General features: G+C 60.8%; 21 protein-coding genes. 2 read left to right on the top strand and 19 right to left on the bottom strand.

Translation table 11 applies throughout. The annotated features are described in order from the left end of the window. Positions 1-8 precede the first annotated feature (8 nt). From A3M7_RS0117110 to iolG, 15 genes are all read right to left on the bottom strand, one after another. A complete protein-coding gene (locus tag A3M7_RS0117110; RefSeq protein WP_027545016.1) occupies positions 9-770 on the bottom strand; it encodes an SDR family oxidoreductase in 762 nt (253 codons plus the stop codon). A gap of 105 nt (positions 771-875) precedes the next feature. Beyond that, on the bottom strand, positions 876-1,316 hold the full coding sequence (locus tag A3M7_RS46660; protein WP_049823487.1) for a DUF3237 family protein: 441 nt from the start codon (positions 1,314-1,316) through the stop codon (positions 876-878). 91 nt (positions 1,317-1,407) lie between these two features. Further along, positions 1,408-1,947: a dihydrofolate reductase family protein gene (locus A3M7_RS0117100; protein ID WP_027545014.1), complete on the bottom strand. Its 540-nt coding sequence runs from the start codon at positions 1,945-1,947 to the stop codon at positions 1,408-1,410. A 196-nt stretch (positions 1,948-2,143) separates the two neighbouring features. Then, on the bottom strand, positions 2,144-2,953 hold the full coding sequence (locus A3M7_RS0117095) for an SDR family NAD(P)-dependent oxidoreductase (RefSeq protein ID WP_049823486.1): 810 nt from the start codon (positions 2,951-2,953) through the stop codon (positions 2,144-2,146). Between the two features lie 224 nt (positions 2,954-3,177). After that, entirely contained in the window at positions 3,178-3,807 is a 630-nt protein-coding gene (locus A3M7_RS51255) for a TetR/AcrR family transcriptional regulator (RefSeq protein ID WP_371090194.1), read from the bottom strand. Next, positions 3,807-4,562: an alpha/beta fold hydrolase gene (locus tag A3M7_RS44385; protein WP_049823485.1), complete on the bottom strand. Its 756-nt coding sequence runs from the start codon at positions 4,560-4,562 to the stop codon at positions 3,807-3,809. Before A3M7_RS44385 ends, A3M7_RS51255 begins: the two co-directional genes overlap by 1 nt. Positions 4,563-4,588: 26 nt before the next feature. Then, positions 4,589-5,248 carry a glutathione S-transferase family protein gene (locus A3M7_RS44380; protein ID WP_049823484.1) on the bottom strand — a complete coding sequence of 220 codons (660 nt, stop codon included), beginning with the start codon at positions 5,246-5,248 and terminating at the stop codon, positions 4,589-4,591. Positions 5,249-5,322: 74 nt separating this feature from the next. Continuing rightward, positions 5,323-6,336: a LysR family transcriptional regulator gene (locus tag A3M7_RS44375; RefSeq protein WP_049823483.1), complete on the bottom strand. Its 1,014-nt coding sequence runs from the start codon at positions 6,334-6,336 to the stop codon at positions 5,323-5,325. Between the two features lie 5 nt (positions 6,337-6,341). After that, positions 6,342-7,247, bottom strand: coding sequence for an MOSC domain-containing protein (locus A3M7_RS44370; protein WP_049823482.1), 906 nt, complete (start codon positions 7,245-7,247; stop codon positions 6,342-6,344). Then, complete coding sequence (locus A3M7_RS0117065) at positions 7,244-8,203, bottom strand: NmrA/HSCARG family protein (RefSeq protein ID WP_084302224.1); 960 nt, start codon at positions 8,201-8,203, stop codon at positions 7,244-7,246. The genes A3M7_RS44370 and A3M7_RS0117065 overlap by 4 nt, the downstream gene beginning before the upstream one ends. A gap of 644 nt (positions 8,204-8,847) precedes the next feature. Beyond that, entirely contained in the window at positions 8,848-9,852 is a 1,005-nt protein-coding gene (locus A3M7_RS0117060) for a substrate-binding domain-containing protein (RefSeq protein WP_027545010.1), read from the bottom strand. 54 nt (positions 9,853-9,906) lie between these two features. Continuing rightward, positions 9,907-11,010: an ABC transporter permease gene (locus A3M7_RS0117055; RefSeq protein ID WP_027545009.1), complete on the bottom strand. Its 1,104-nt coding sequence runs from the start codon at positions 11,008-11,010 to the stop codon at positions 9,907-9,909. Then, complete coding sequence (locus tag A3M7_RS0117050; RefSeq protein WP_027545008.1) at positions 11,000-11,740, bottom strand: ATP-binding cassette domain-containing protein; 741 nt, start codon at positions 11,738-11,740, stop codon at positions 11,000-11,002. The genes A3M7_RS0117055 and A3M7_RS0117050 overlap by 11 nt, the downstream gene beginning before the upstream one ends. Before the next feature lie 242 nt (positions 11,741-11,982). Further along, positions 11,983-12,792 carry an SDR family oxidoreductase gene (locus tag A3M7_RS0117045; protein WP_027545007.1) on the bottom strand — a complete coding sequence of 270 codons (810 nt, stop codon included), beginning with the start codon at positions 12,790-12,792 and terminating at the stop codon, positions 11,983-11,985. A 71-nt stretch (positions 12,793-12,863) separates the two neighbouring features. Further along, complete coding sequence (gene iolG / locus A3M7_RS0117040; protein ID WP_027545006.1) at positions 12,864-13,868, bottom strand: inositol 2-dehydrogenase; 1,005 nt, start codon at positions 13,866-13,868, stop codon at positions 12,864-12,866. A gap of 274 nt (positions 13,869-14,142) precedes the next feature. Between iolG and A3M7_RS44365 the strand changes: the two genes are divergently transcribed. Continuing rightward, a complete protein-coding gene (locus A3M7_RS44365; protein WP_049823481.1) occupies positions 14,143-15,015 on the top strand; it encodes a MurR/RpiR family transcriptional regulator in 873 nt (290 codons plus the stop codon). Positions 15,016-15,086: 71 nt separating this feature from the next. Here the strand turns inward: A3M7_RS44365 and A3M7_RS0117030 are convergent, their stop codons facing one another. The 4 genes from A3M7_RS0117030 to iolD all read right to left on the bottom strand — a co-directional run bounded on the left by A3M7_RS0117030 (position 15,087) and on the right by iolD (position 20,055). Beyond that, on the bottom strand, positions 15,087-16,157 hold the full coding sequence (locus tag A3M7_RS0117030) for a Gfo/Idh/MocA family protein (RefSeq protein WP_027545005.1): 1,071 nt from the start codon (positions 16,155-16,157) through the stop codon (positions 15,087-15,089). 48 nt (positions 16,158-16,205) lie between these two features. After that, positions 16,206-17,180: a Gfo/Idh/MocA family protein gene (locus A3M7_RS0117025; protein ID WP_027545004.1), complete on the bottom strand. Its 975-nt coding sequence runs from the start codon at positions 17,178-17,180 to the stop codon at positions 16,206-16,208. Positions 17,181-17,277: 97 nt separating this feature from the next. Further along, a complete protein-coding gene (gene iolE, locus A3M7_RS0117020; RefSeq protein WP_027545003.1) occupies positions 17,278-18,177 on the bottom strand; it encodes a myo-inosose-2 dehydratase in 900 nt (299 codons plus the stop codon). A gap of 6 nt (positions 18,178-18,183) precedes the next feature. Next, the gene (gene iolD / locus A3M7_RS0117015; protein ID WP_027545002.1) at positions 18,184-20,055 is read right to left on the bottom strand and encodes a 3D-(3,5/4)-trihydroxycyclohexane-1,2-dione acylhydrolase (decyclizing); all 1,872 of its coding nucleotides are present in this window, start codon (positions 20,053-20,055) and stop codon (positions 18,184-18,186) included. Between the two features lie 512 nt (positions 20,056-20,567). On the opposite strand from iolD, the gene A3M7_RS0117005 reads away from it, so the two are divergent. After that, the gene (locus A3M7_RS0117005) at positions 20,568-21,698 is read left to right on the top strand and encodes a Gfo/Idh/MocA family protein (protein WP_027545000.1); all 1,131 of its coding nucleotides are present in this window, start codon (positions 20,568-20,570) and stop codon (positions 21,696-21,698) included. The last annotated feature ends 43 nt before the right edge of the window (positions 21,699-21,741 follow it).

Raw genomic sequence — 21,741 nt, 5'->3', positions numbered from 1 at the left:
TGCCATCTTCAGCTCGCCGCCGCGAAGCCATCGGCTGAAATGGTGAAGATCGATCCCGGCTCTGCCGGTGGCTTCATCGCAATGTCGAGGACCGCCTTGGCAACATCCGTGGGCGACTGCCGCGGGCCCATGTTCTCGAGGAACTTTTCCGCCGGAACGCCGAGGTATTTGGCGTAGCCATTCACCGCGGCCTGCCCGAGGTCGGTCTCCGGCATGACGCGCGAGGGTACCAGCGCCGCGAAGCGGATGCCAAGCTCGCGGCGATCGGATTCGGCCTGACAGTACTTGGCGATGAACATCTGCATCCGCTTGGCGCCGGCGTAACCGCCGGAAATTGGCGACCCGCCAAGACCGGCGCCGCTGGAGATAATCACGACGACCGAGCCCGGCGCCAGCGGCAACCGCAACGCCTCGCGGCAGAACAGGAATGCCATCTTGGCGTCGACTTCCCAGTTGATGCCGAATTCGGCCCAGCTCAGCTCGGACATCGGACGGGTCGGCGGGGTGGCGCCGCCGCATATCACCAAGAGGTCGGGCCTCGCTTTTCGGAAGACCTTCAGTGGCGCGGCTTCCGAGGCCGCGTCCAGCGCCAGCGTGTCGACGCCCCGCATCTCTTTTTCAAGATCGGCCAAGCCGTGCGCTTGCCTGGCGACCGCCAAGACCTGCGCACCCTCGGCCGACGCATGCAGCACAATCTCGCGGCCGACGCCGCGGCTGGCGCCCAGCACGACCACGCGCTTGCCCCGCAAAACTCCGTTCTCCGACGACATGATCCAGAACTCCTCTGATCGACAGCTGTTGATGTTGTGGAGACCGCGGACCGCCGGAAACTCATCGGCCGGGCCGCCTTGCTGAACAGGTCGGCAGGCCGCACGTCAGTGCAGATAGACGTCAACGTGGATCTTGTTGGTGGCCAGATTCAGGTACCCCGAACCCCAGGCCGGTTTCGCATTGACCCACGAATAGGCGGCCGCGGCCGTCAGGAGATCGATTTTCACGGCCAGGTCGACGATCGGCTCGCCGTCTCGCGGGGACCCGGCGCCCTCGGCGGAGAACGCGATCCGACTCCCGTCATCGGTTTCGATGGTGCCCCTGAGTTCGAGTTCGCGGCGGCCGTCCGGACGTACACGCAGGTAGTCGACGCCGCGCATGGCGCCCGTTACGCGCCCTTTGACGGGTCCCGCGAGCGAGACGTCGAATTGAGCGCCCTGCAGCGGCACACTCTCCCGCCCTGTAAGTATCGCCTCCATATCGGCGCCGTAATCAGTCACGCCGGTGATATCGAGGTCGTATTCGAATATCTTTTCGTAGCTCATGGCGTCTTCCTCTCGAGTCCAGGCACGTCAACTGGTGCCGTTGACCGGATGCGGCCAAGCAAGCCGCGTTGCTGATGGTTTGGTCGCAACGTTAGTGGGGGCGGTACTTGAGGACCACGACGCCATTTCGGAACGCGTGCATGCGGATGAGCTCCAGATTGAGCCGGTCCGCGTCGACGTCGGCGAAGGCCCGTTTGCCCTGACCGGCGCGGGTCGGCATGATCCAGAGGTCGTATTCGTCGACGAGCCCGTTATCCAACAGCGTCCTGTCCAACTGCGAGATGCCGTATTTCAGGATGTGACCGCCGACCTGACTCTTCAGCGTGGCGAGCTGTTTGGCCAAGTCGCCCTTGATGAGCGACGCATTCCACCTGACCTCGTTGAGCGTCGTCGACGCCACGAGCTTCTTCAGCTCGTTGATCCGGTCGATGTAGGCATTCCCTGTTACGGTAGTCCAGGCCGGGACAAACGCCTCGTAGGCCCTGCGGCCAAGCAGGAAGTACTCGACGTCGTCGAGCTTCCGAAGAGCATACTCTCTGCACTCATCATCGAAGAACCGCCCTCCCCAGGCCATCGGAGTCTCGATGACGCCGTCGAGAGAGACGAAACTGGATACCATCAGCTTACCCATGACGGAAGATTCCTTTCCGCGACCGTTCTGATCGACCATCGCTCATGTTGTGGAGACCACGGACGGCGAGGAATTCATCGGTCAATCGCGATTTCTCGTCGTACGGAGCAACTGACGTTCGAAAGGCGTTTGCCCCGAACCGGATGGGTTCGAACGTCAGGCGGCGCTCCAGGACGGCCCTCGCGCCGTCTGCCCGTTAGTCGACGATCAGCCCGCCGGTCAGGTTGGCCACGGTTCCCGTCATGCCGCTGCCGCGGTCGGACGCCAGGAAGGCAGCCATCTCCGCCACTTCGGAGACCTTGGTCGAGCGCTTCCGGTGCGTCAGACTCTCGATGAAGCCTTGGAACTGCTCGCGGGGGATGCCCATCGCGTTGGCATGCAGCCCGAAGACGACGTCGATTGTCTCCGTCTCCGGCAAGCCGCTCGAGCGCACGCAGATCGCGCGGACACCCTTGGGGCCGAATTCGGCGGACAGGTTGCGGTTAAAGGCTTCCATCGCGGCCCAGGCGGGACCCATCCCTCCGACCAGGGCCGCTCCGAGCCGCGCCGGTTCAGGGGTATGCATCAGCAGCACGCCGGAGCCTTGCTCGGCCATCCGCCGTGCCGCCGCCCGCGCCGTCAGGAAGTGTGATCGCATGTAGGTCGTGATCGGCGCGGTGAAGCTGTCGACCGACAGCTGAGCAATAGGAATACCCTGCGTGCCAGGCTGCGGAACTGCGGTGATGGCGTTGAAGGACATGTCCAGCCGCCCGGTCTGCTCGACGACACCGGCCACGTGGCTTTCCGCGGCCCGTTCTTCCATGGCGTCGACCTGAAAGGCTTGGGCGGTACCGCCGGCCGCTACGATCTCCCTCGCCACGCGTTCGACCTTGCTGAGCGTTCGGCCAGAGAGGAAGACCTTGGCGCCCTCGCGGGCGAAGGTCCGCGCCACGGCGCCGCCGATGGCCCCGCCGGCGCCATAGATGATCGCTGTCTTGTTCTCTAGGAGCATAGCCTGTCCTTCCATCTAGCGTTTGATGCGAGGTGGGCGGCTGGGCTTGCCGCCACCTGTGTGTTCGCATTGTGAGGACCGCGCTTACCCGCGAAATTCATCGGCGCGGCCGCAAGAAAATGCTGAGGCTGGCGGCCGAGTTGCTCACGTCAGTAGGATGCGTATTCGGGCTCGGCGACATGGCGCGCTCGCCGTCAAAGTACGGAATCATGATCTTGGTGCGCTTCCGATAGACGAGATCACGCTCGGCGCGGTAGGAGCAGGGAGGCCAGCGCCGCCACATCGAGATCGCCCAATGACGACGGTAGATCCGATCTTGAACGGATGCATAGTGAGACAGCCAGCGCGGACAGTAGGCAGACGGCAGCTGACGGGGCATCCCGACCCAAGGCGCCCCTGGCCGCAGCATCGATGGCCGCATTGAATTGCCCCAGCCGTGCTCGCACTTCAGGATTCGCTGCCGCCTCGGCAAGAGCCGCTCCAAACGCGATACCGACCACTTGCCCGGGACGACCGCCTCTGTAGCCCGCCGTCGCCGCTTCAAGGAATGCTGCTACCCGCAAGACTAACGGAGCACCTTCGTCCAGGCAGGAGAACCGCGCACAGAGCTCCCCGTATTCGGTATCAAGGGCACGAAGAAACATGGCACGTTTGTCGCCGAAGGCGCTGTAAAGGCTCGGTCGCGCCAGTCCCGTCGCGCTTGCAAGATCGTCGAGCGACGTTCCGGAATAGCCTCGTTGCGCGAAGCAACGGCGAATCCTTACGAAAGTCGCGGTTGAATCGAAGCTGCGGGGCCGCCCTCGAGGCCGCGATGACTCCCGGCTCAAGGACGGCGATCCGGATTCATGATCGGCTCTCGCCGTAACCATCATGCCAGCGAGGCGGTCGCGGCAGCCTCGATCAGCAGCTCGGCCGTCCGCGCCGGCTCCGTCACCATCATCTGATGACCCGTCGCAATCTCGCGATAGGTCCATTCGCCTCCGCGTTTGGCGACCTCGCCGTGCGCCGGGTAACCCATCACGGTGGTCAGCGGTTTGGTTGCTAGTACATAGGTCTTGCCTATTCCACCGTGCCCGCCGTTAGTGAATCGCACCGGCTCGAGCCAGGTACCGAGCGGATGCGGTGTCGATCGACGACGGAACCAGTCTGCGTCATCCGGTACCGTCACCCCTACGACCTCTGGCCCCATCACCGGCACCCAAATGCCATCGGGTGAAAGCTGCCGGAAGGCGGCGCGCCTACGCTCGGCGCTTTCGCTGTCGATGCCGGGAATGTGAGAGGCAAAGTCGGCACCATCGCCCGGGACGGCGGCGTCAAGATAGACAAGCCGCTTGATGCGTTGCTTGGCCCGATCGGCGACGGCCGTGACCACCATGCCGCCCCAGGAATGGCCGACCAGCGTCGCGTTGTTGAGCTCCTCGGACTCAAGCAGGCCCAGCACATCGAGGATATGGGTTTCGAGCTTCGGCACCGGCTCGCGCAGATGCGCGCGCTCGCCGAGACCTGTCAGCGTCGGCGTGAATACGCGATGTCCCTTCTGCTCGAGCAGCGGGCGAACGCGATTCCAGCACCAGCCGCCGTGCCATGCACCATGCACGAGGACAAACGGAGTTTTGGAGGTCATGGATGATCCTTCTCGTGGATTAATAGCTACGATGATAGGCTCGGGGCAATCGGGGGAGTGGCATAGGCCTCCTCCTCACGGGCAAGCGCACGCGCCATGGCGGGAAGCTCGACGACGCGCGCGCGGTGCGCGGCAAGGCGATTCGGAAGGAGCGCTTTGATGAGACCTGCCCAACGAGTAAAGACGAACAGATAGAAGTCGATTGCGGAACGCTGCCGAAGGACCCAATCACCGGTTAGTTCCGCATCGAGCTCGTCGAGCAACTTTTGCACGTGGCTGCGGGTCTCGGTCCGCAAGGCCTGCTGGGCTTCAGAGGCGAAACCGACAAACCGTTGCGGACGGAACAGCAACCGGAAGGCCGGGTGCACGGTGCCGCCCAAATATCCGATCCATTCTGACGCACGTATCTGCTCGTCCGAATCAATGGGAAGAAGCCCCGCTTGCGGGCGGAGGTCGTTCAGGTATCGAAATATGGCGCCGTTCTCGCGAAAAATTCGCTCACCAACGGTCAACACCGGCACTTGTCTTCGTGGATTCAATCGGCGGAACGCATCGTCGCCGGCTCCGTCCGGGGACATCCCGACGGGCGTCGCATCGAAGCGAAGTTCGGCCTCTTCCAGTGCAGCCATCGAAGCGATGGCGCAGGAGTCCTTGCTGAAGTAGAGAGTGATTTTGGTGTTCTGCATGGCAATCTATGCCTACTGAGAACACCGCTATCTGACCAGCTCATCGTTCCCATGGATACGATGAACAAAGATCATCATTTTGCGGCGGCAAGCTTGCGGGCCGAAAGATCGCCGCCTAGTCGCCGCGCCAACGCCTCCAACGGCAACGCACGTGGATTGCCGCGGCGCCAAACTGCCCAGAACTCGCGCTGCTGCTTGGGTATCAGGGGCACGACGGCGACGTCCGCGTGAGGCGGTACGGCTTGCGGCCATTGCGTGAGGATTCCGATGCCATGCCCTGCCCGGGCAAGTTCGAACATCGCCTCCGTTAACTGCACGCGCCAGAGCCGAGGCGGTTGTTCTCCCGTCAGTGCCGCCGTCAACCGCTCCACATCGGAATCGCCAAGCTCGTGGATCAAGATCGTTTCGTTCTTGAGATCGCCCCATCGGATTCCCGGACGGACCGCAGTGCGCACCGCATTCAGAGCGTGCGAAGCCCCGATCACGCCGACGACATCGAGCGTAAACAACGATCGACGCTCGAGTCTCTCGTCGAATTGGACGCGTGACGTCACGGCCAGATCGATCTCGTCATCAAGCACAGCCTGCAACTCGCGCTGTGTGCTACCCAGCGCAATCTGCACATCGATATCGGGCTGGTCGACACCAAAGCGCGCGAGCGCACCCGAAAGCCATTGATAGTAAGTGAAACATCCGGCGGCTACCCGCAACGGAGACCGCTCCTTGTTCGGTTGCTTTACCGCGCGCTCGGTCTCGGCCAGGCGGCCCAACACGTCGGCAGCCGTTTCAAGCAACACCGCCCCGGCATGGGTCGGGACCATGCGCTTACCAACACGATCGAACAGTTTCGCGCCCAGGTCACGTTCAAGGTTGAGAAGCTGATGGCTCAGCGCGCTCTGCGAAAGATTGAGCGACGGAGCAGCGCGGGTCACGCTACCCTCCCGTGCAATCGCCTGAATGAGCTTGAGGTGACGGACCTCAAGCACCAGTCGGGATCCGGAATTTCCGGAATGTCCATTCGCGCCGCGGGTCTGGCTCATGCCCCTCTCATAGCCGAAGCCAGCAAGATCGACAATTTCGGCGGCCATCCCAATTACTCCGCGGCCATGTCCCCCGCGCCGGGATGTGCCCCAGCCGCCCCGACCGCCTCATCCCCGATCCGAACCAATCCCGGCGAAATCACTTCGGCATAGATGCTGAAGCAGCTACGGAATTCCCGAACTATCGTCCGGATAATGGTCGGATCGCGATCGAGGTCCGGCAGAGCATGGGAGGTCATGACGCATCGCGGTGCTCGCGAAGTGATCCTGATACTGGCCGCGCCGATACGGAGCTCGTCTCCGATCCAGCTGTCTTCGACCAAGCCCTCGACCTGGTCGTTCGAGAGCAGAAAATTGGGGCGGAAGCGTCGGACGTCGAGATGAGCTTGCGGGGCGCGCTGCCGAAGCCAGCGCATGGAGCTTTCCGTCAGCACATTGATCGGAAATGCATCAAAGTAGGTGCCACGCGGCGCCACATATTCGGAAAGCTCTTTCAGGAGCTGGGGCCCGAAACCATCGAAATCCGGAAGAGGCTCGTCCGGCTCCAGCATGAAAAGGCGTCGCCACTCCGCGACAACATCTATCGAAGCCTCGTCCTTGATCCGGTAATGGTCAGTCTCCTCGGCACCGAGCAGAGGCCATAGCGTCACTTCCCGACCTATCGCTCGCGAAATCGCCGCGTGCACCTTTGGATCGTCGGACCGTACCTTATCCCCACTTGGCAGTGCAATCTCGACATGGGGAACTGCGCCAGCACTGGTACCTTCGAGGTAGCGGGCAGAGCAAAGCAGAAGTTTGGGCAGATGCTTGGCACCCCTGATCGTTTGCGTCTTTTCATCACGAACAGCCCAACCGCGATCGTAGGGAATGCCCTGCGCGGTGATGACAGACGCCTCCAGCCGCTCGCCCTGCATTGATTTGACGGGATAGCGCCAGATCTCCTTGACCACGAACGTCACGCTGACCGCTCCTTCTCAAGGACAAGACTGTGGCGCGCAGCGAGCGCCGCCCAGTCGATCGATCTTGCCCATTGCTCGACGGTGCGCAGCTTGGGATGCAGCAGCCGGACCCTGGCCAAATCTGCGTTCCAACCGCCGGTAGGCGATGCGCGATTCCAGGCCAGCTGAGGCACGAGCGACGGGCCGATCTTGGTCCTTGCAGTGAATCCGGCGTCGGTCGTCCTGGCCACGAAAGCCGAAAATGCCTCGATCGAAACTTCCTGGAAGGTCAGATTCATGCCTGAAGCCGTCGCGATGGCTGCGGCAAGTTCATCTAAACGTCGCTGGTCGCTGGCGATCTCGAGCTCCAGTCCGGCGAACGTTGCTGGCCCTTGGAACGCCGCTGCCACGAGAGCTGCTTCGTCGTCCACAGCCAGGAGCTGGAAGGGGCGGTCGCCGGGAAACGGAAAACTGACGGCGCCAGTCTTGAACATCCTCTGCAGTGGTCCCTCCATGGTGAAGTTTTCCAAGAAGGTCACAGGTCGATAGATCGTCCACTGGAGTCCCGATCGCTTGAGCTCAGCCTCGATCACCGCCTTGGTGTCGAAATGCGTGATGCCGAGATCCCGCGTGCGACCGACGCCGCCGACCGACGCATAGACAAAGTGCCCGACCTTCTCATCACGGGCGGCCTCGATCAGATTGAGACCCTGCCGTATCTCCCGCTCGTAGCCATGCTCCCAAAAATCCTGGATGCTGAATACGCCACAGGCCCCGCGGCAAGCTTCCCGAAGCGATGCCAAGTCTTGAAGGTCGGCTTGGATCGCCGCAGCACCCTGGGCTGACAGGGCCCGTGCGCGCTCGGAATTCGGATGACGTGTCAGAATTCGGACCGACCGGCCTTCGGCCAGCAGCCTGCGGGCGACCGCGCCGCCTTGCAGCCCCGTAGCACCGCTCACAACGATAGGACGATCCATGTTCAAGCCTCTTCGAACTTGAGCGCAGTGTCGTCGTCTGTGGGTCTATTCGGCCAGCTCATCTTGCGCACAGAAACGATGAATAGAATTACTGGTTCTGACAGCTTCCTCTGCAGCGCCGGCTCATGATGTCGACGACATCAACATTCTTTTTGGGTTGGAGTTCAAACAGCATCGCGTCGCCTCTGGCGGCCGCTGCCAACGCGGTTCTCCAGGCGCGCCGCATCGCAACATTATGTGCCTCTCGTGGCGCGCTGACGGCGTGGAGCCATGTCCGCTCCTTTCCTGCCCTTCAGCTGCTCCTCTGCGGATGTCGCACGACGGATGGCTTGCGAAACTGGACCACGTCCGACCAGCCACTCGCTTCCTGTTACGACGGTCCGCAAGCGGCGCGGAGCATCGACCCGTCAAACCGCGGACACGCCCTTCCGCTCTCGCGGCGCATTTCGCCCGAGCTTTGCTTCGTCGCTCCACCCTCTCAAAGCCAAGAGGACGCCGAAGCCGACCTCCAGCTTCAGCGCCCGATGACCACGCTTGAGCACGGCTTCCGCTGTCTGCACAAAAGGCCTAGCGCTCCAAGATTGACCGTTGTGTCGATGAGGGGTCAGCGGGCTAGACCTCGCCCGCTGCCCTCGCAGCATCGGTTACTTCGCAATGCAGGTATCGACGTTCTTGGTTGTGCAAACGTCAAGGCCCGTATAGGTCGGATCTTTAGGCGGAGCTTTGCCTTCCTTGACGTCCTTCAAAGCGAACATGGTCTTGTAGCCCATTTCGAACGGACGCTGGCCCACTTGACCGAGCGAAAATCCTTCCTTCATCTGGTCGATCTGAACCGGCAGCGTGTCGGCAACCACCAGCGCAAGATCCTTCTTGGCGATCTTGTCTTTGTAGGGCGCGACCGCAGCACGGTTAGCGTCCGGCACGAATTGCGGGAAACCGCCCGTCGGCGTGAACGCGTCCAGGCTCGGGTTCTTTGCCATGGTGTCCTGGAATTGCTGCACTGACAGAGGGAAATCGTCGTTCGTGTAGAGCGGGCAGCCGTCGATTTCCTTCCAGCCATTCTGTCCGGTCAACCGTTCGCCCGGCGATTGGGCAGACTCCTTGCCCGCCAACGTGTCACGGATACCCTTCATGCGCTCGTTATGATTGGCTGCTGCTGCGCCGCCGGACTGAATGCAGATCGCGCCGCCCTTCGGCTTGATGGTCTGCACAATCTTGGCAATGTTGACGCCAATCTCGTAGTTATGCGTGCCGATATAGGCGAGACGCAGGTCCTTGTTCTCGGGCAGCAAGTCCGAGTCCCAGGTCAGAACGGGAATGCCAGCACTTTTGGCGGCCTGCAACGCAACCGCCATCGCAGCCGCATTAGACGGTGACACGGCAATGCCGTCCACCTTCTTTGCGACGAGGTCCTGCACGATCTGGACCTGCTCCTCGCCACCACCGTGTTCGCCGGGGCCGATATACATACATTGGAATGCCCCCTTGGACTCAGCTTCCGCCTTCTTGCAGCCGTCGCGCGCCTGGTCGAAGAACGGGTTATTCATGTTCTTGGGAACGAGCGCAAAAGTGAACTTCTGCTGCGCGTAGGCCTGTCCTCCCATCAGCGCCGAAAACGCGACGGCGGCCATCAGTAGATGCTTGTTCACGTGTCTCCTCCATGTTTGTTGACGCCAACCTCCGACCCTGTTGTGATCGGATTTCTAGCCCCGCTTCCAGGCAACCCACTCGCGGACCGTAGCAACAAGCGACGTTCCGCTCGTCTGCATGCCGAGAAGCACGGCAATAACAATGAACATGCCGACGAATGCGCCCTGCCAGTTCGAGTCGATGCCGGCCATCAGAAGCGCGTTGCGGATCACTTCGAGAAAGGCAGAGCCTATCACGGCCCCGAATGCGGTTCCGTAACCGCCCATCAGGTTGGCACCGCCAATGACGGTGCCGGCGATAACGCGAAGCTCGTAGCCGGTGCCCATCGCGTTGATGGCTGAGCCGCTGTAGCCGAGGAGCAGCAGCGAAGCGACGGAGGCGGTGAAAGACGAAAACACATACGCTTGGAACTTGATCCAGTCGACCGACACGCCGGTCAGGCGCGCAGCGTTCTCGTTGGAGCCAATCGCATAGAGGTGACGCGCCCACGCTGTAAAGATGAAGATGGCACCGACGATGAGGGCAAGGATCACCATGACCCAAAAATGGGAGGAGAACTCCGGTATCCAGCGCGGTGCCCAGCCGGCTGGCGCATGCAGCGGCCATTTCGCCTGGCCGATTGCCCTGACGATCGGCGCGTCTGGGCCAAACTGGTAGAGCATCTGATTCCCAGAGATCACGACGGCGAGCGAGCGCGCGATCGACAGCATACCAAGCGTTACGACGAAGGACGGCATACCAATATAGGCAACGAAGAAGCCATTGAAGGCTCCACATGCCAATCCCGCCAAGAGCCCGGCCGCGAAGGCGACGTACCAGGGATAGTGCCAGGTCAGCAGCAACCCGGTGACGATGGCCACGAGCCCCATCACCGAGCCGACGGACAGATCGATACCTCCCGTGATGATGACCACAGTCATGCCGAGGCTCATGATCGCAAGCGGAGCGAAGTTGCGCGTGACGTTCGTCGCGTTGTCGGCCGTGCCGAAGGTCGGTTCCAACCAGGTCATGAAGACCACCAGAGCCAAAAGTGCGACCGCCACCCAGAATGCCTGACTTGTCATCAGGCGCTGGAGGGTGGTCTGCTCACGAACTCCGACGACGTCACTGATTGCGGCGTGCGTTTCTTCTATTGCTTTGGCGACACTAGGCTTCACGGATCGCTCCCGTAATCAGGCCGGTGATCTGCTCTGGTGAGGTCGCAGCGGTCTCCTTGTCGGCAACCTTCGAGCCGCGCCGAAGGACAATGATGCGGTCGCAGACCGTAAACACATCGGGCATGCGGTGGCTGATCAGCATCACCGATACTCCCCGAGATTTCAGCCGGCGGATGAGTTCGAGCACTTCGGCGACCTGTCGTACAGAAATGGCCGCGGTCGGCTCGTCCATCAGGACAAGCTTGGCATTGGACAGCCGGGCCCGGGCGATCGCAACGGCCTGACGCTGTCCCCCTGACATCTTCTTTACGAGGTCGCGGGGACGCGTTTCCGATTTGAGTTCCGCGAAGAGTTCGCCGGCGCGCCTGATCATCGCCTGTTTGTCGAGGATGCGGAACGGCCAGACCCCCTTCTTGATCTCGCGTCCGAGGAAGACGTTCTCCGCTGCGGTCAGATTGTCGGCAAGCGCAAGCTCTTGATAGACAACTTCGATCCCCTCGGCCCGGGCCTCGATCGGCCTGTGGAAATGGCATGCCTTGCCATCAACAACAACGGCCCCTTCGGTGGGCGGAAAGTTTCCGGCAATCAGTTTTACCATGGTCGATTTGCCGGCGCCGTTGTCGCCCATCAACCCGACCACCTCCCCCGCATCGATCGAGAAGCTGACGTCATGCAGTGCCCGAATGGCACCAAAGCTCTTCGAGATGCTCCGCACATCAAGCAACGCCACGCGTTCCCTCCATCGTACGGTGGCAGCTCTGTCCGGCCGCCTTACCTCATCGATCCGCGCAATTAATATTGCACAACTCACAATCTCGCAACGTCTATTTCATGCACCTTGCATGAACACTCGTTGCGGCTTGGGCGGAACGTATGGAAATCAGAAGTGCTGGAGACCACATAGCGCTTGCCTGGCGCGATGCCACGACCGCGCCCGCACGTTATAGAAAAAGCCTCTGGCTCCCGAATTTATCAGAGCGGCATTTCAGGCTGCGGCGACGTATCGTACGCGCCCCAGATACTTTGGTCGAAGTTAATAGTGGCTCCCGTCATCATGCCTGACTCATCACAGGACAAGAACGCGACGGCGCGCGCCACCTCGATGGGATCGAGCAAACGACCAAAGGGTTGTCGCGCGGCGGCTTCCTCGAGCCAGTTCGCAGTCCGGCCGTGAAAGACCTGCTGCGTGTTGAATTCGCCTTCCGAGGCCATCCATCCAATATTGAGACCATTCACGCGGATACGATTGCGTAGCAGCGCGTGGGCCGTATTTCTCGTCAGAGTGTCAAGGGCCCCTTTCGATGCACAATATGCAGCTATGAAGGATTGGCCCCCCATCGCCGACATCGAGGAGATGTTGACGATCGTGCCCTCCACCCTGTCGCGGCGCATGAGTTTGATCGCGTCCTGCATGAGGAAGAAGGGCGCGCGCGTGTTGATAGCGAAAATCTTGTCGAACAATTCGGGGGGCGTATCGATAATCGTGCCGCGGCTCGTGTCACCCGCGGCGTTTACCAGGGCGTCGACGCGCCCGAAGGCCCTGTCCGCCGCGGCCACGACTCTGGCGCAATCCTCGATCTTTGCGAGGTCAGCGCGCACAAATTCGACTGCTGCACCTGTTGCCGCGGCGATCGCGTCGGCCTTCGCCCGGCCCTTCGCCTCGTCGCGACCACACGTTACGATGCCTTTGGCACCACGCTCGGCGAACAGTTTTGCGATAGCGGCGCCGAGCCCTTGCGTACCGCCCGTCACGATCGCGACCTTTCCGCGCATCGACGTCATTCAAGTTCCCCAACGGTTGGCAGGAGCTCCCTACTGCTCGGCACCCGCAAGCAAGCAGGTCTCATTCAAAGTCATCCGATATCGCGGACCTCAACCTTCTTGCCGGTCCTGGCAGATTCGACGGCAGCCTCGGCGAGCACAAGCGCGCGGTAACCGTCGTCGAAAGTCGCTTGGGTCGGCCGACCATCGCGAACAGCCGCAATAAATGCCGCGATCTCTGCTCGATAAGCCTCTGCGTAGCGCTCGATAAAGAAGTTGAGGTAGGGCTCGGCCGCATCAGACATGGTCGATCCGTAAAACTTCAGCTCGTGCGCCTTCTTGTTGTCAGAGATGATCATCCCCTCGCTGCCAAACAGCTCGATCCGCTGATCGTAGCCGAAGGTTGCACGTCGAGAGTTGTTGATATGGCACAGCTTTCCATCCGCACTGCGCATAATCACCATGATCGAATCGAAGTCGCCGAAATCGGATCCGATGGTGGGATCAACGAGCGCGCTGCCGGTCGCAAAGACCTCAGTCGGCTCATCGTTCAACATAAAACGCGCCACATCAAAATCGTGAATCGTCATGTCACGGAAGATACCGCCCGAGACTGCAGTGTAACCTCGCGGTGGCATCCCTGGATCGCGTGACGTGATGACGACTTGCTCAAGTTTCCCGATCTTGCCGGCTGCACAGGCGTCGCGCGCGGCGCGGTGCCCGGGGTCGAAGCGGCGATTGAAGCCAATCTGAATTGGTACCTTGCAACCTTCAATGGCCTTGCGACATGCTCGTACCCGATCGAGACTGAGATCAATCGGCTTCTCGCACAAAATCGCCTTGCCGGCCTTTGCAGCGAGCTCTATCAGATCGGCATGCGTGGCAGTCGACGTCGCGATCAGAACCGCGTCGGCCTTGCCAATCGCATCTTCCGCACTTGTCGCGACCGTGCAGCCATTTGCTCTGGCAACCTCCTCGGCAGCAGCGCCGTTTGGGTCGAATACCGTCTCCAGGCGCGCGCCGTCCGCCTGCGCTAGATTCCGAGCATGCATGACGCCGATGCGCCCGCATCCGAGCAACGCAAATTTGATCGCCACCGTTCCTCCCGCCAACAAACGTTCGATTTTGTTGCAAGAGTTATTGCAAATATGCAAATATGTCAATAATTGTTCTTTGGCGCCGCCAATGATTCTGCGCCACCAGAATGTTGATGCGAGGGCGCGTGAATTCCTTGGGTCTCAGCGATCAGGCCGTTCTGCTGGATACCTGACTTACGCAGATGCCCCGGCACTGTCGACCTGGGAGGATGCCGTCCGAACGAGAACGAAGTTGTTGGCATTCACGATGAAACCAATAGTGAGAGCATATTAAATGCAGGGCGTGAAGACACCGGAAGACTATGAGGAATTGATCCGTGTCATCCACGATCGCCATGATGACATGAGCAAGTCTTATCAAAAGATTGCCGTCTATCTGACCCAGAACCCGAATGATGTCGCGGTCCTATCGGTAAACGCTATCGCCGATCGCTGCGGCATCCATGCCTCAAGCTTCGTGCGCTTTGCCCAGTCGCTTGGCTATGAAGGTTTCAAGGAGCTCCAGGCCTTATTTCAACGGCGCTTGTCAACCGCCGCCCCGGGTTTCGAGGCACGCATCAAAGCTCTGGACATCGAGTTGGGTGCTCGCGCCGATCGCAGCGAAGTTGGTTTCCTGCGCGACCTCGTGGTCCGTGACATTGCCTCCCTTCAGGACATGCTCGCGGACATTCCGGCTAAGGCTCTCTCGGAGGCGGTGACCCTCCTTGAGAAGGCCGATTCCGTTTTTCTGATTGGGCAATTGCGTTCGGCGCCCGTCGTCGAATTCCTCCGTTACATATTGACCATGCTGGGCAAACGTTGCGTTTTGCTCGACGCAGGCGGCGGACTTGCGACACACATCGCGCGCACGATCCGCAAGAAAGACGTGCTCCTGGCGGTATCGTTCCGGTTCTACGCAAACGAGGTTGTAAATGTCGTGGACGAAGCCGGGCGCAACGGGATTCCCATCATCGCGATATCCGACAGCACCTTGTCTCCGCTGGCAAAGAGCGCCCGCGTTCTGTTCGCAGTCCCGGAGCACGAGTACACATTCTCGCGTTCCCTTGCCGCTCCGATGTGCCTTGCTCAGGCCTTGACGGTGGCGCTGGCAGCAAGACTACAGAAGAACGACATCAATCCGCGGATTCCAACAGTTACTAGTCAATAGAACAACTCGAGCTGGCTTGCGGTGGCTCGTCACGTTCTCGACTTTCGTCATCCGGCAAGCCACGCAGCGCCTCATAAAACAAGTCGTCGATTGGTTGCAGAGATCATTCGCACCATGTCGGGCGTTGGATGGCGGCCACGTGGAGGAGATGCAATGGATTGTGGCTGTCCAGTCAGAGCGGCCTTTTCAATTGCGACCAGTGCGCGCAAGTCCGCCAAGCCCTCCTCGCCATCAGCCTCGGGCGGCGTTCCAGTCGCGATGCAGTCTGAAAAGTATTCTACCTGCGCACCAAAGTGGTCGATCTGCGGAAAGTTGGTTTCTCGGACATCGCCGTCGCGACGCAGGGTTAGTTTTGTTGCAGTCTCGAACCTGAAGCCGGGGTCGAGTTCGAGATCGCCCGACGTTCCGACGACCCGATAAGTGTCGACGGCAGCGGCTCCGAAGCTGGCGACGAATTGCGCTAAACCGCCTGAAGGAAAACGCAGCAAGGCTGCGACAGACGCTTCCACTTCGCGAAAGCGCGGGTCATCGCTCGGTCGGTTCACCATCGCCATTGCCTCGATCGGCTCTTCAGCAAAGATGTGACGAGCCGCATTGACGCAATAGACGCCGACATCCTGGAGCGGCCCACCCCAACTGGCAGCTTTCAGTCTGTGGTTGCCTGCCGCGGCCTGGAAGCTGAACACCGATTGAAAGAACAGCGGTTGGCCGATCGCACCGCTGCGTATGTGCTCGAGGACCGCGACGGTTCCGGGTTCGTTGTGGAGCCTGTACGCCGTCATCAGAAACACACCGGCTTCACGCGCAGCGGTGATCATGGCGAGAGCATCCTGCTCGCTTGTCGCAAGCGGCTTCTCGACCAGGACGTGCTTGCCGGCTCGAGCCGCGCGTATTGCATAGTCTGCGTGCAAGTTGTTGGGCAGAGCAATATATACCGCATCGACGTCAGAGCTACCTAGAAGGGCATCATATCCGTCATAGTCGACGATTCGGCCAACACCATAGAAGTCCGCCAACCGGGCGGCCTTATCCCGATCGCCCGTCACGATCGCGCTGACCTTTGAGTTTGCGGATTGCGCCACCCCTGGAAGAAAGGCTTGTTGCGAGATCCAGCCCGCTCCGACGACTGCATACTTGATCATAGTATCCTCTCCCGGGTCTCGCCTGCAGCGGCGTTCGCTTGCTATTGGTCAGTCATACAACGGAGGACGCGGTCCATATTTCAGGGTTGCCACCCCACTTCCGGCGAGTGCCTCCGCGACTTGCTCCGCGATGGCGGAGGCCACATAGCCATCCCATGCGCTCGCTCCGACCGAGGCACCGGCTTTCACGGCGCGGACCCAATCAGCCATCTGCCCGCGGTATGCCTCTTCGAACCTCGGCACCCAATTGTCCGGATACGAAAGACCACCAGCTCGGTCCCTGTTCAACAGCGTTAGCGATGGCTGAGCCAGCGATATCGTGCCCTGCCGCCCCACCAGCTCGACATGGACGTGATAGCCGTAGCTGGCGTTTACGAAAACCTCACTCGAAACAATCTCGTCCTTGTCGGTTTTCATCGTGATCATGAGGGGTTCGCCGCCCGGCCCCGCCTCCACGTGCGCAGAAACCATCTCCGATCCCAGGAGCCAACGGCTAGCGTCGATCTCGTGAACGAACGAATTCGTGATGGCCATCGGACCGTTGAACCAATCCGGCGCGCGAACGTTGCGGTGCACGTTGTGCAATAGCACGGACCCACCCAAATGACCGGCGTCCTTGACGCGCTTGATCTCCCGATAGCCGGGGTCAAAGCGGCGCATGTATCCGACCTGAATGAGCTTACGACCCAAACCGACTTCCGCCTTGACCACGTCCAGAGCATCAGCTGCTGAAGACGCCAAAGGCTTTTCGCAGAGAACCGGCTTGCCTGCCGCGATGCAGGCCCGTGTCAGCGCCGCATGCGTTGAATCAGGAGATGCAATCACGATCGCGTCGATCTGATCCGACGCAATTAACGATTGAGGATCGGAAAAGACGATTGCTCCAGAGGCAACTGCCTGCGCCCGAGCCGCGTCCGCATCGAAAATCCCCGCAAGATGAGCACCAGGTGTCTCGTGTCGGAGTATCCGAGCATGCTCGGCGCCCATCACACCTGTTCCGATGACTCCAATCCCGATGCTCATTTCACCTCCACCCCCAACCTCGTGCCAATACTGACCCGCCAATCCAGCGTAAGACCTGAGCGGTTCCTGGAATGCGGCGACACCCGATCCGTGCGGTTCATGGCACGACCTCATAACCGGCCGACGCCATCAGGCGGATCAGTTCCGCGTGCCCCTTCCTGGCCATTTCCAACGGCGGACTGATCTTCGGATCCTGCTCCGCTTCGACGACGAACCACCCCTCATAGCCATAGGACGCGAGGCGGGCGATGATCGCGACAAAGTCGAGCGAGCCGTCGCCTGGTACGGTAAACGCCCCTTTCACCACCGCGTCGAGGAAACTCTCTCGGTTCCGGTCGAGCTTTTCGATGACGCTGCTGCGGACGTCCTTGGTATGCACATGGCTGATGCGGGAATGATGTTTGTCGATGACACGCAAGACGTTGCCGCCGGCAAAAGCCATGTGGCCGGCATCGAACAACAGCGGTAACGCCTCTCCCGAATTCGCCATAAGCAGGTCGAGTTCAGCCTCGGTCTCGATTGCCGCAGCCATGTGGTGATGGTAGGCGATCGGCATTCCCTGCCCCGCACACCACTCTGCGAAAACCGTCATCTTGCGTCCATATGCCCTGACCTCCTCCTCAGAAAGCTTGGGTTTGGTATCGAGCGGCGCGGAGCGAACCCCCTGGATCGAACGAGCAGTTTCGCCGTAGACGATGCAGGGCGCCTTCGCCGCAATGAAGAAGTCCATCTGGGCACGAATGCGGTCTTTTTCCCGTTCGATGTCGCCGTCGAGCAGAAGGCCGGAGAACCAGCCGCCGCACACGGAAATGCCAAATCGGGCGAGTATTGGCCCGAGTTCGTCCATGTTCATGGGGAAGCGCCGACCGGTTTCCATTCCCGTAAAACCTGCGACACTCGCTTGGCGTAAGCACTCCTCCAGACTCACGTCATCAGACAGCTCGGCAAGATCGTCGTTCCACCAGGCAATGGGGGCAATTCCAAGTTTCGCTTTCATGGCTCATCACACTCCGATGCGCTGCTTCGCGCGGATGGCTTCTTGCTGCTTGCGCGCATCTCGAACCGTCTCGCGCGACGATATTTCGGGCACGCCGACGTCCCAATCGGCGTCGCCAGGAACCCACGAATAGGCGTCCGAGGCGATCGAAAGCACCGTGGTGCGATCGTTGCCTTTGGCCCATTCGAGCGCTGCAACAAGGTCGGCGAGGCTCTCGCAGCGCCGTGCGGCCGCCCCCATCGACTCGGCGTGCTTGGCAAAATCGACGTGAGGAGGATTGTCGCGATTCTGAACCCGACAATCGGTCAACAGATTGTTGAAGCCTGGCACGCCCTTGAATTGTTGTAACCGGTTGATCACCGCAAATCCGCCGTTGTCACAGACCACAACGATCATCTTGTGACCGCTCAGAACCGTCGAGTAGATGTCGGAGTTCATCATCAAATAGGTGCCGTCGCCGACCATCACGATGGGCGTGCCGCCAAGCCCGCCGGGCCCGGAATTGGCCATCGCATGGCCCCAACCGGCGGCGATCTCGTAGCCCATGCAAGAGAAGCCGAACTCGAGATCAAAAGTATTCGGCGCCTTGACGCGCCAGCCCTTTGCCACTTCGCCCGGGAGGCCGCCGGCGGCTGAAATCAAGGTATCTTTCTCGCCGGCGGACGCATTCACTGCCTGGACTATCTGGGCGTAGGTCGGTGCCGGAGCATTGCTGGCGGTCTGCAATGACTCGAGCAGCGCGTCCCATTCCCTAAAGAGCATCTGGGCACGCGTCATGTGGGCGGGGTCGACGCGCCACGCGCCGAGCTCCGCGTCCAGCTCTGCAACCGTCTCCCGCGCGTCGCCGACCACCGCCAGCGCACGATGCTTCACCGCATCGAACCTTGCCGCGTTGATCGAGATGAAGCGCGCGTCCGGGCCGAAGGCGGTCCATGAGCCCGTCGTGAAATCCTGAAGACGCGTTCCGATCGCAAGGATCACGTCGGCTTCGGCTGCGAGCGCGTTCGCTGAGGTTGAGCCGATAATGCCGATCGGGCCCGCATGGGCCGGGTGAAAGTGGGTCACGGCGCCCTTGCCGGCGACGGTCTCCACAATAGGAATTCCACGCCTAACCGCGAAATCCGCGACGACATCTCCCGCCAGCGAGTAGCGCACGCCGCCGCCGGAGATGATGATCGGCTTCTTCGCGGTCTTGAGCAGCGCGGCTGCTTCCGCGAGTTTCTGACGGTCGGGACGCGCACGCGGAATGGTCCAGGTTCGAGACTCGAAGAAGGCCTCGGGGTAGTCGAATGCCACTTCCTGGGTGTCCTGAGGCAGAGCGAGAAAGGCCGGGCCACAATCAGCCGGATCGAGCATCGCGGCCACGGCCTGCGGAAGCGAAGAAATGATCTGCGCGGGATGGGTGATCCGATCCCAGTAGCGCGTAACCGCCTTGAAAGCGTCGTTCACCGTAACGGTCGGGTCGCCAAAATGCTCGACCTGCTGAAGAACCGGATCCGGCAGTCGGTTGGTGAACGTATCGCCAGCTATGAGAAGAAGCGGCAAGCGATTTGCGTGAGCTGTTCCCGCCGCCGTCACCATGTTCAGAGCGCCGGGGCCAATGGACGACGTCGCGACCATGATTTGCCGCCGAAGCTTGGCCTTGGCAAAACCAACGGCAGCCAACGCCATCGACTGCTCGTTCTGCCCGCGCCATGTGGGCAGACGATCCTGCACCGCCTCCAGGGCCTCGGACAGGCAGGTCACGTTCCCATGACCAAAGATACCGAACACGCCGGCGAACAGGGGCGAGCGAACACCTTCGATTTCGGTGAACTGCTGAGTCAGCCATCGCACCACGGCCTGGGCCATGGTGAGTCGGATTGTGGCGCCGGTCATGTAGTCTCCTCCCTCGACGATTTGTGAGAAACATAACCTCGTGCATTGAATATTGACAACCACATTTTTTCGCAACAATTATTGCTATCGACGGCAACGTCAACGACATCCGCGACTCTCTCGATCTGAAACTGGCGCAGGTGGTGTTCTGAGATGATACCGAACAAACTCAAGCTGCTATGGTCACAAGGACGGCCGACGATCAACGGCTGGTGTTCGATAGGAAACCCCTTCTCCGCCGAGATCATGGCCGCGCAGGGGTACGACTCAATCACCATCGATGTGCAACACGGAGCGCTCGATTATTCGAGTGCTTTGCCGATGTTGCAGGCAATGCGCGCTTCCGGCGTCGTTCCCATGGCGCGCGTCCCCTGGATGGAACCAGGGGATCATCGAAGCAGCGCTGTCCACAGCGTTGGCGGAGCGGATGGCGGTCTCTTCCATTCAAAACGCGCTCGACTTTTTCACTGGTCGCCTCAACTCCGACCTCATCGTGAACAGGGATTTCCGACATGACCAAACCGAAGCTTCGCATCGGTCTCATCGGTAGCGGATTCATGGGTAAGGCGCACGCCTTCGCTTACTCCATCGCCGCGCGCGTCTTCGACCTACCTTTCGAGTTGGAACTGCATACGATCGCGGACATCAGCGATGAGGCCGCCGCGAAAGCAGCCTCGGCCCTGGGCTTCGCGCACGCCACCTCGGACTGGCGCTCACTCGTGGTGGACCCAGCCATCGAGGTCGTGAACATCACCACGCCCAACGCGCTCCACAAGGACATGGCCCTGGCTGCGATTGCCGGCGGCAAACATGTCTACTGCGAAAAGCCACTGGCGTCGCTTGCGACAGATGCCCGCGAAATGGCCGAAGCCGCTGAAGCGGCCGGTGTAAAGACACAAGTCGGTTTCAACTACCTTTGTAACCCGATGCTGCAGCTCGCGCGCGACATGATCGCTGCCGGTGAACTCGGCGAGTTACGCGGCTACCGCGGAGTCCACGCCGAAGATTACATGGCGGACAGCGCTGGGCCGTTCACCTTTCGGCATGATCCGGCTGGTGGCGGCGCGCTGGCCGACATCGGCAGCCACGCATTGGCAACGGCCGAGTTCTTAATGGGTCCGGCCGCTGGACCGATCGCCCGGGTCATGGGAGATTGCGTCACGATGATCAAGGAACGACCCGACGGCAAAGGCGGCCGGAGGCGCGTCGAAGTCGACGATGTGGGGCGAGCCTTCCTCCGTTTCGCAAACGGTGCCTCCGGTTCGATCGAGGGGAATTGGATTGCAACCGGGCGGAAGATGCAACACGACTTCGAGGTCTATGGAACCAAAGGCGCCCTCGCCTTCAGCCAGGAACGATTCAACGAGTTGCATTTCTTCTCGACCGATGACCGCCGTGGCCGTCAAGGATTCCGCCGGATCGAAGCCAGCCCGGACCATCGGCCATACGGCTTATTCTGCGTCGCGCCGGGCCACCAGCTTGGCTTCAATGACCTGAAAGCGATCGAAGCTGCTGGCTACCTTGACGCTATCGCTGGACGTCAGCCTGAGCCATTCAACTTCCGTGCCGGCTTGCGCATCCAAACGCTCGTCGAGACCATTCAGTCCTCGAATCGAGTGGGAACATGGAAGGACGTCCCCTGACAACCCAAGAAACCTCAATTGGGATCGCGAGCCTGACGATTGC

Source organism: Bradyrhizobium sp. WSM2254, from assembly GCF_000472645.1.
GTDB classification, from domain to species: domain Bacteria; phylum Pseudomonadota; class Alphaproteobacteria; order Rhizobiales; family Xanthobacteraceae; genus Bradyrhizobium; species Bradyrhizobium niftali.
Note: the sequence above shows the minus strand (reverse complement) of the source record. Positions and strands in the feature narration are given on the sequence as shown.

Bases quoted from the DNA above. Each gene is read 5' to 3' on its own strand.
- A3M7_RS0117100 (WP_027545014.1), bottom strand. From the start codon at position 1,947: ATGGGTAAGCTGATGGTATCCAGTTTCGTCTCTCTCGACGGCGTCATC.
- A3M7_RS44375 (WP_049823483.1), bottom strand. From the start codon at position 6,336: ATGGCCGCCGAAATTGTCGATCTTGCTGGCTTCGGCTATGAGAGGGGC.
- A3M7_RS44385 (WP_049823485.1), bottom strand. From the start codon at position 4,562: ATGACCTCCAAAACTCCGTTTGTCCTCGTGCATGGTGCATGGCACGGC.
- A3M7_RS44380 (WP_049823484.1), bottom strand. From the start codon at position 5,248: ATGCAGAACACCAAAATCACTCTCTACTTCAGCAAGGACTCCTGCGCC.
- A3M7_RS0117030 (WP_027545005.1), bottom strand. From the start codon at position 16,157: ATGATCAAGTATGCAGTCGTCGGAGCGGGCTGGATCTCGCAACAAGCC.
- A3M7_RS0117095 (WP_049823486.1), bottom strand. From the start codon at position 2,953: ATGGAAGGACAGGCTATGCTCCTAGAGAACAAGACAGCGATCATCTAT.
- iolE (WP_027545003.1), bottom strand. From the start codon at position 18,177: ATGAAAGCGAAACTTGGAATTGCCCCCATTGCCTGGTGGAACGACGAT.
- A3M7_RS0117005 (WP_027545000.1), top strand. From the start codon at position 20,568: ATGACCAAACCGAAGCTTCGCATCGGTCTCATCGGTAGCGGATTCATG.
- iolD (WP_027545002.1), bottom strand. From the start codon at position 20,055: ATGACCGGCGCCACAATCCGACTCACCATGGCCCAGGCCGTGGTGCGA.
- A3M7_RS46660 (WP_049823487.1), bottom strand. From the start codon at position 1,316: ATGAGCTACGAAAAGATATTCGAATACGACCTCGATATCACCGGCGTG.
- A3M7_RS0117045 (WP_027545007.1), bottom strand. From the start codon at position 12,792: ATGACGTCGATGCGCGGAAAGGTCGCGATCGTGACGGGCGGTACGCAA.
- A3M7_RS51255 (WP_371090194.1), bottom strand. From the start codon at position 3,807: ATGGTTACGGCGAGAGCCGATCATGAATCCGGATCGCCGTCCTTGAGC.
- A3M7_RS0117065 (WP_084302224.1), bottom strand. From the start codon at position 8,203: ATGGATCGTCCTATCGTTGTGAGCGGTGCTACGGGGCTGCAAGGCGGC.
- A3M7_RS44365 (WP_049823481.1), top strand. From the start codon at position 14,143: ATGCAGGGCGTGAAGACACCGGAAGACTATGAGGAATTGATCCGTGTC.
- A3M7_RS0117025 (WP_027545004.1), bottom strand. From the start codon at position 17,180: ATGAGCATCGGGATTGGAGTCATCGGAACAGGTGTGATGGGCGCCGAG.
- A3M7_RS0117110 (WP_027545016.1), bottom strand. From the start codon at position 770: ATGTCGTCGGAGAACGGAGTTTTGCGGGGCAAGCGCGTGGTCGTGCTG.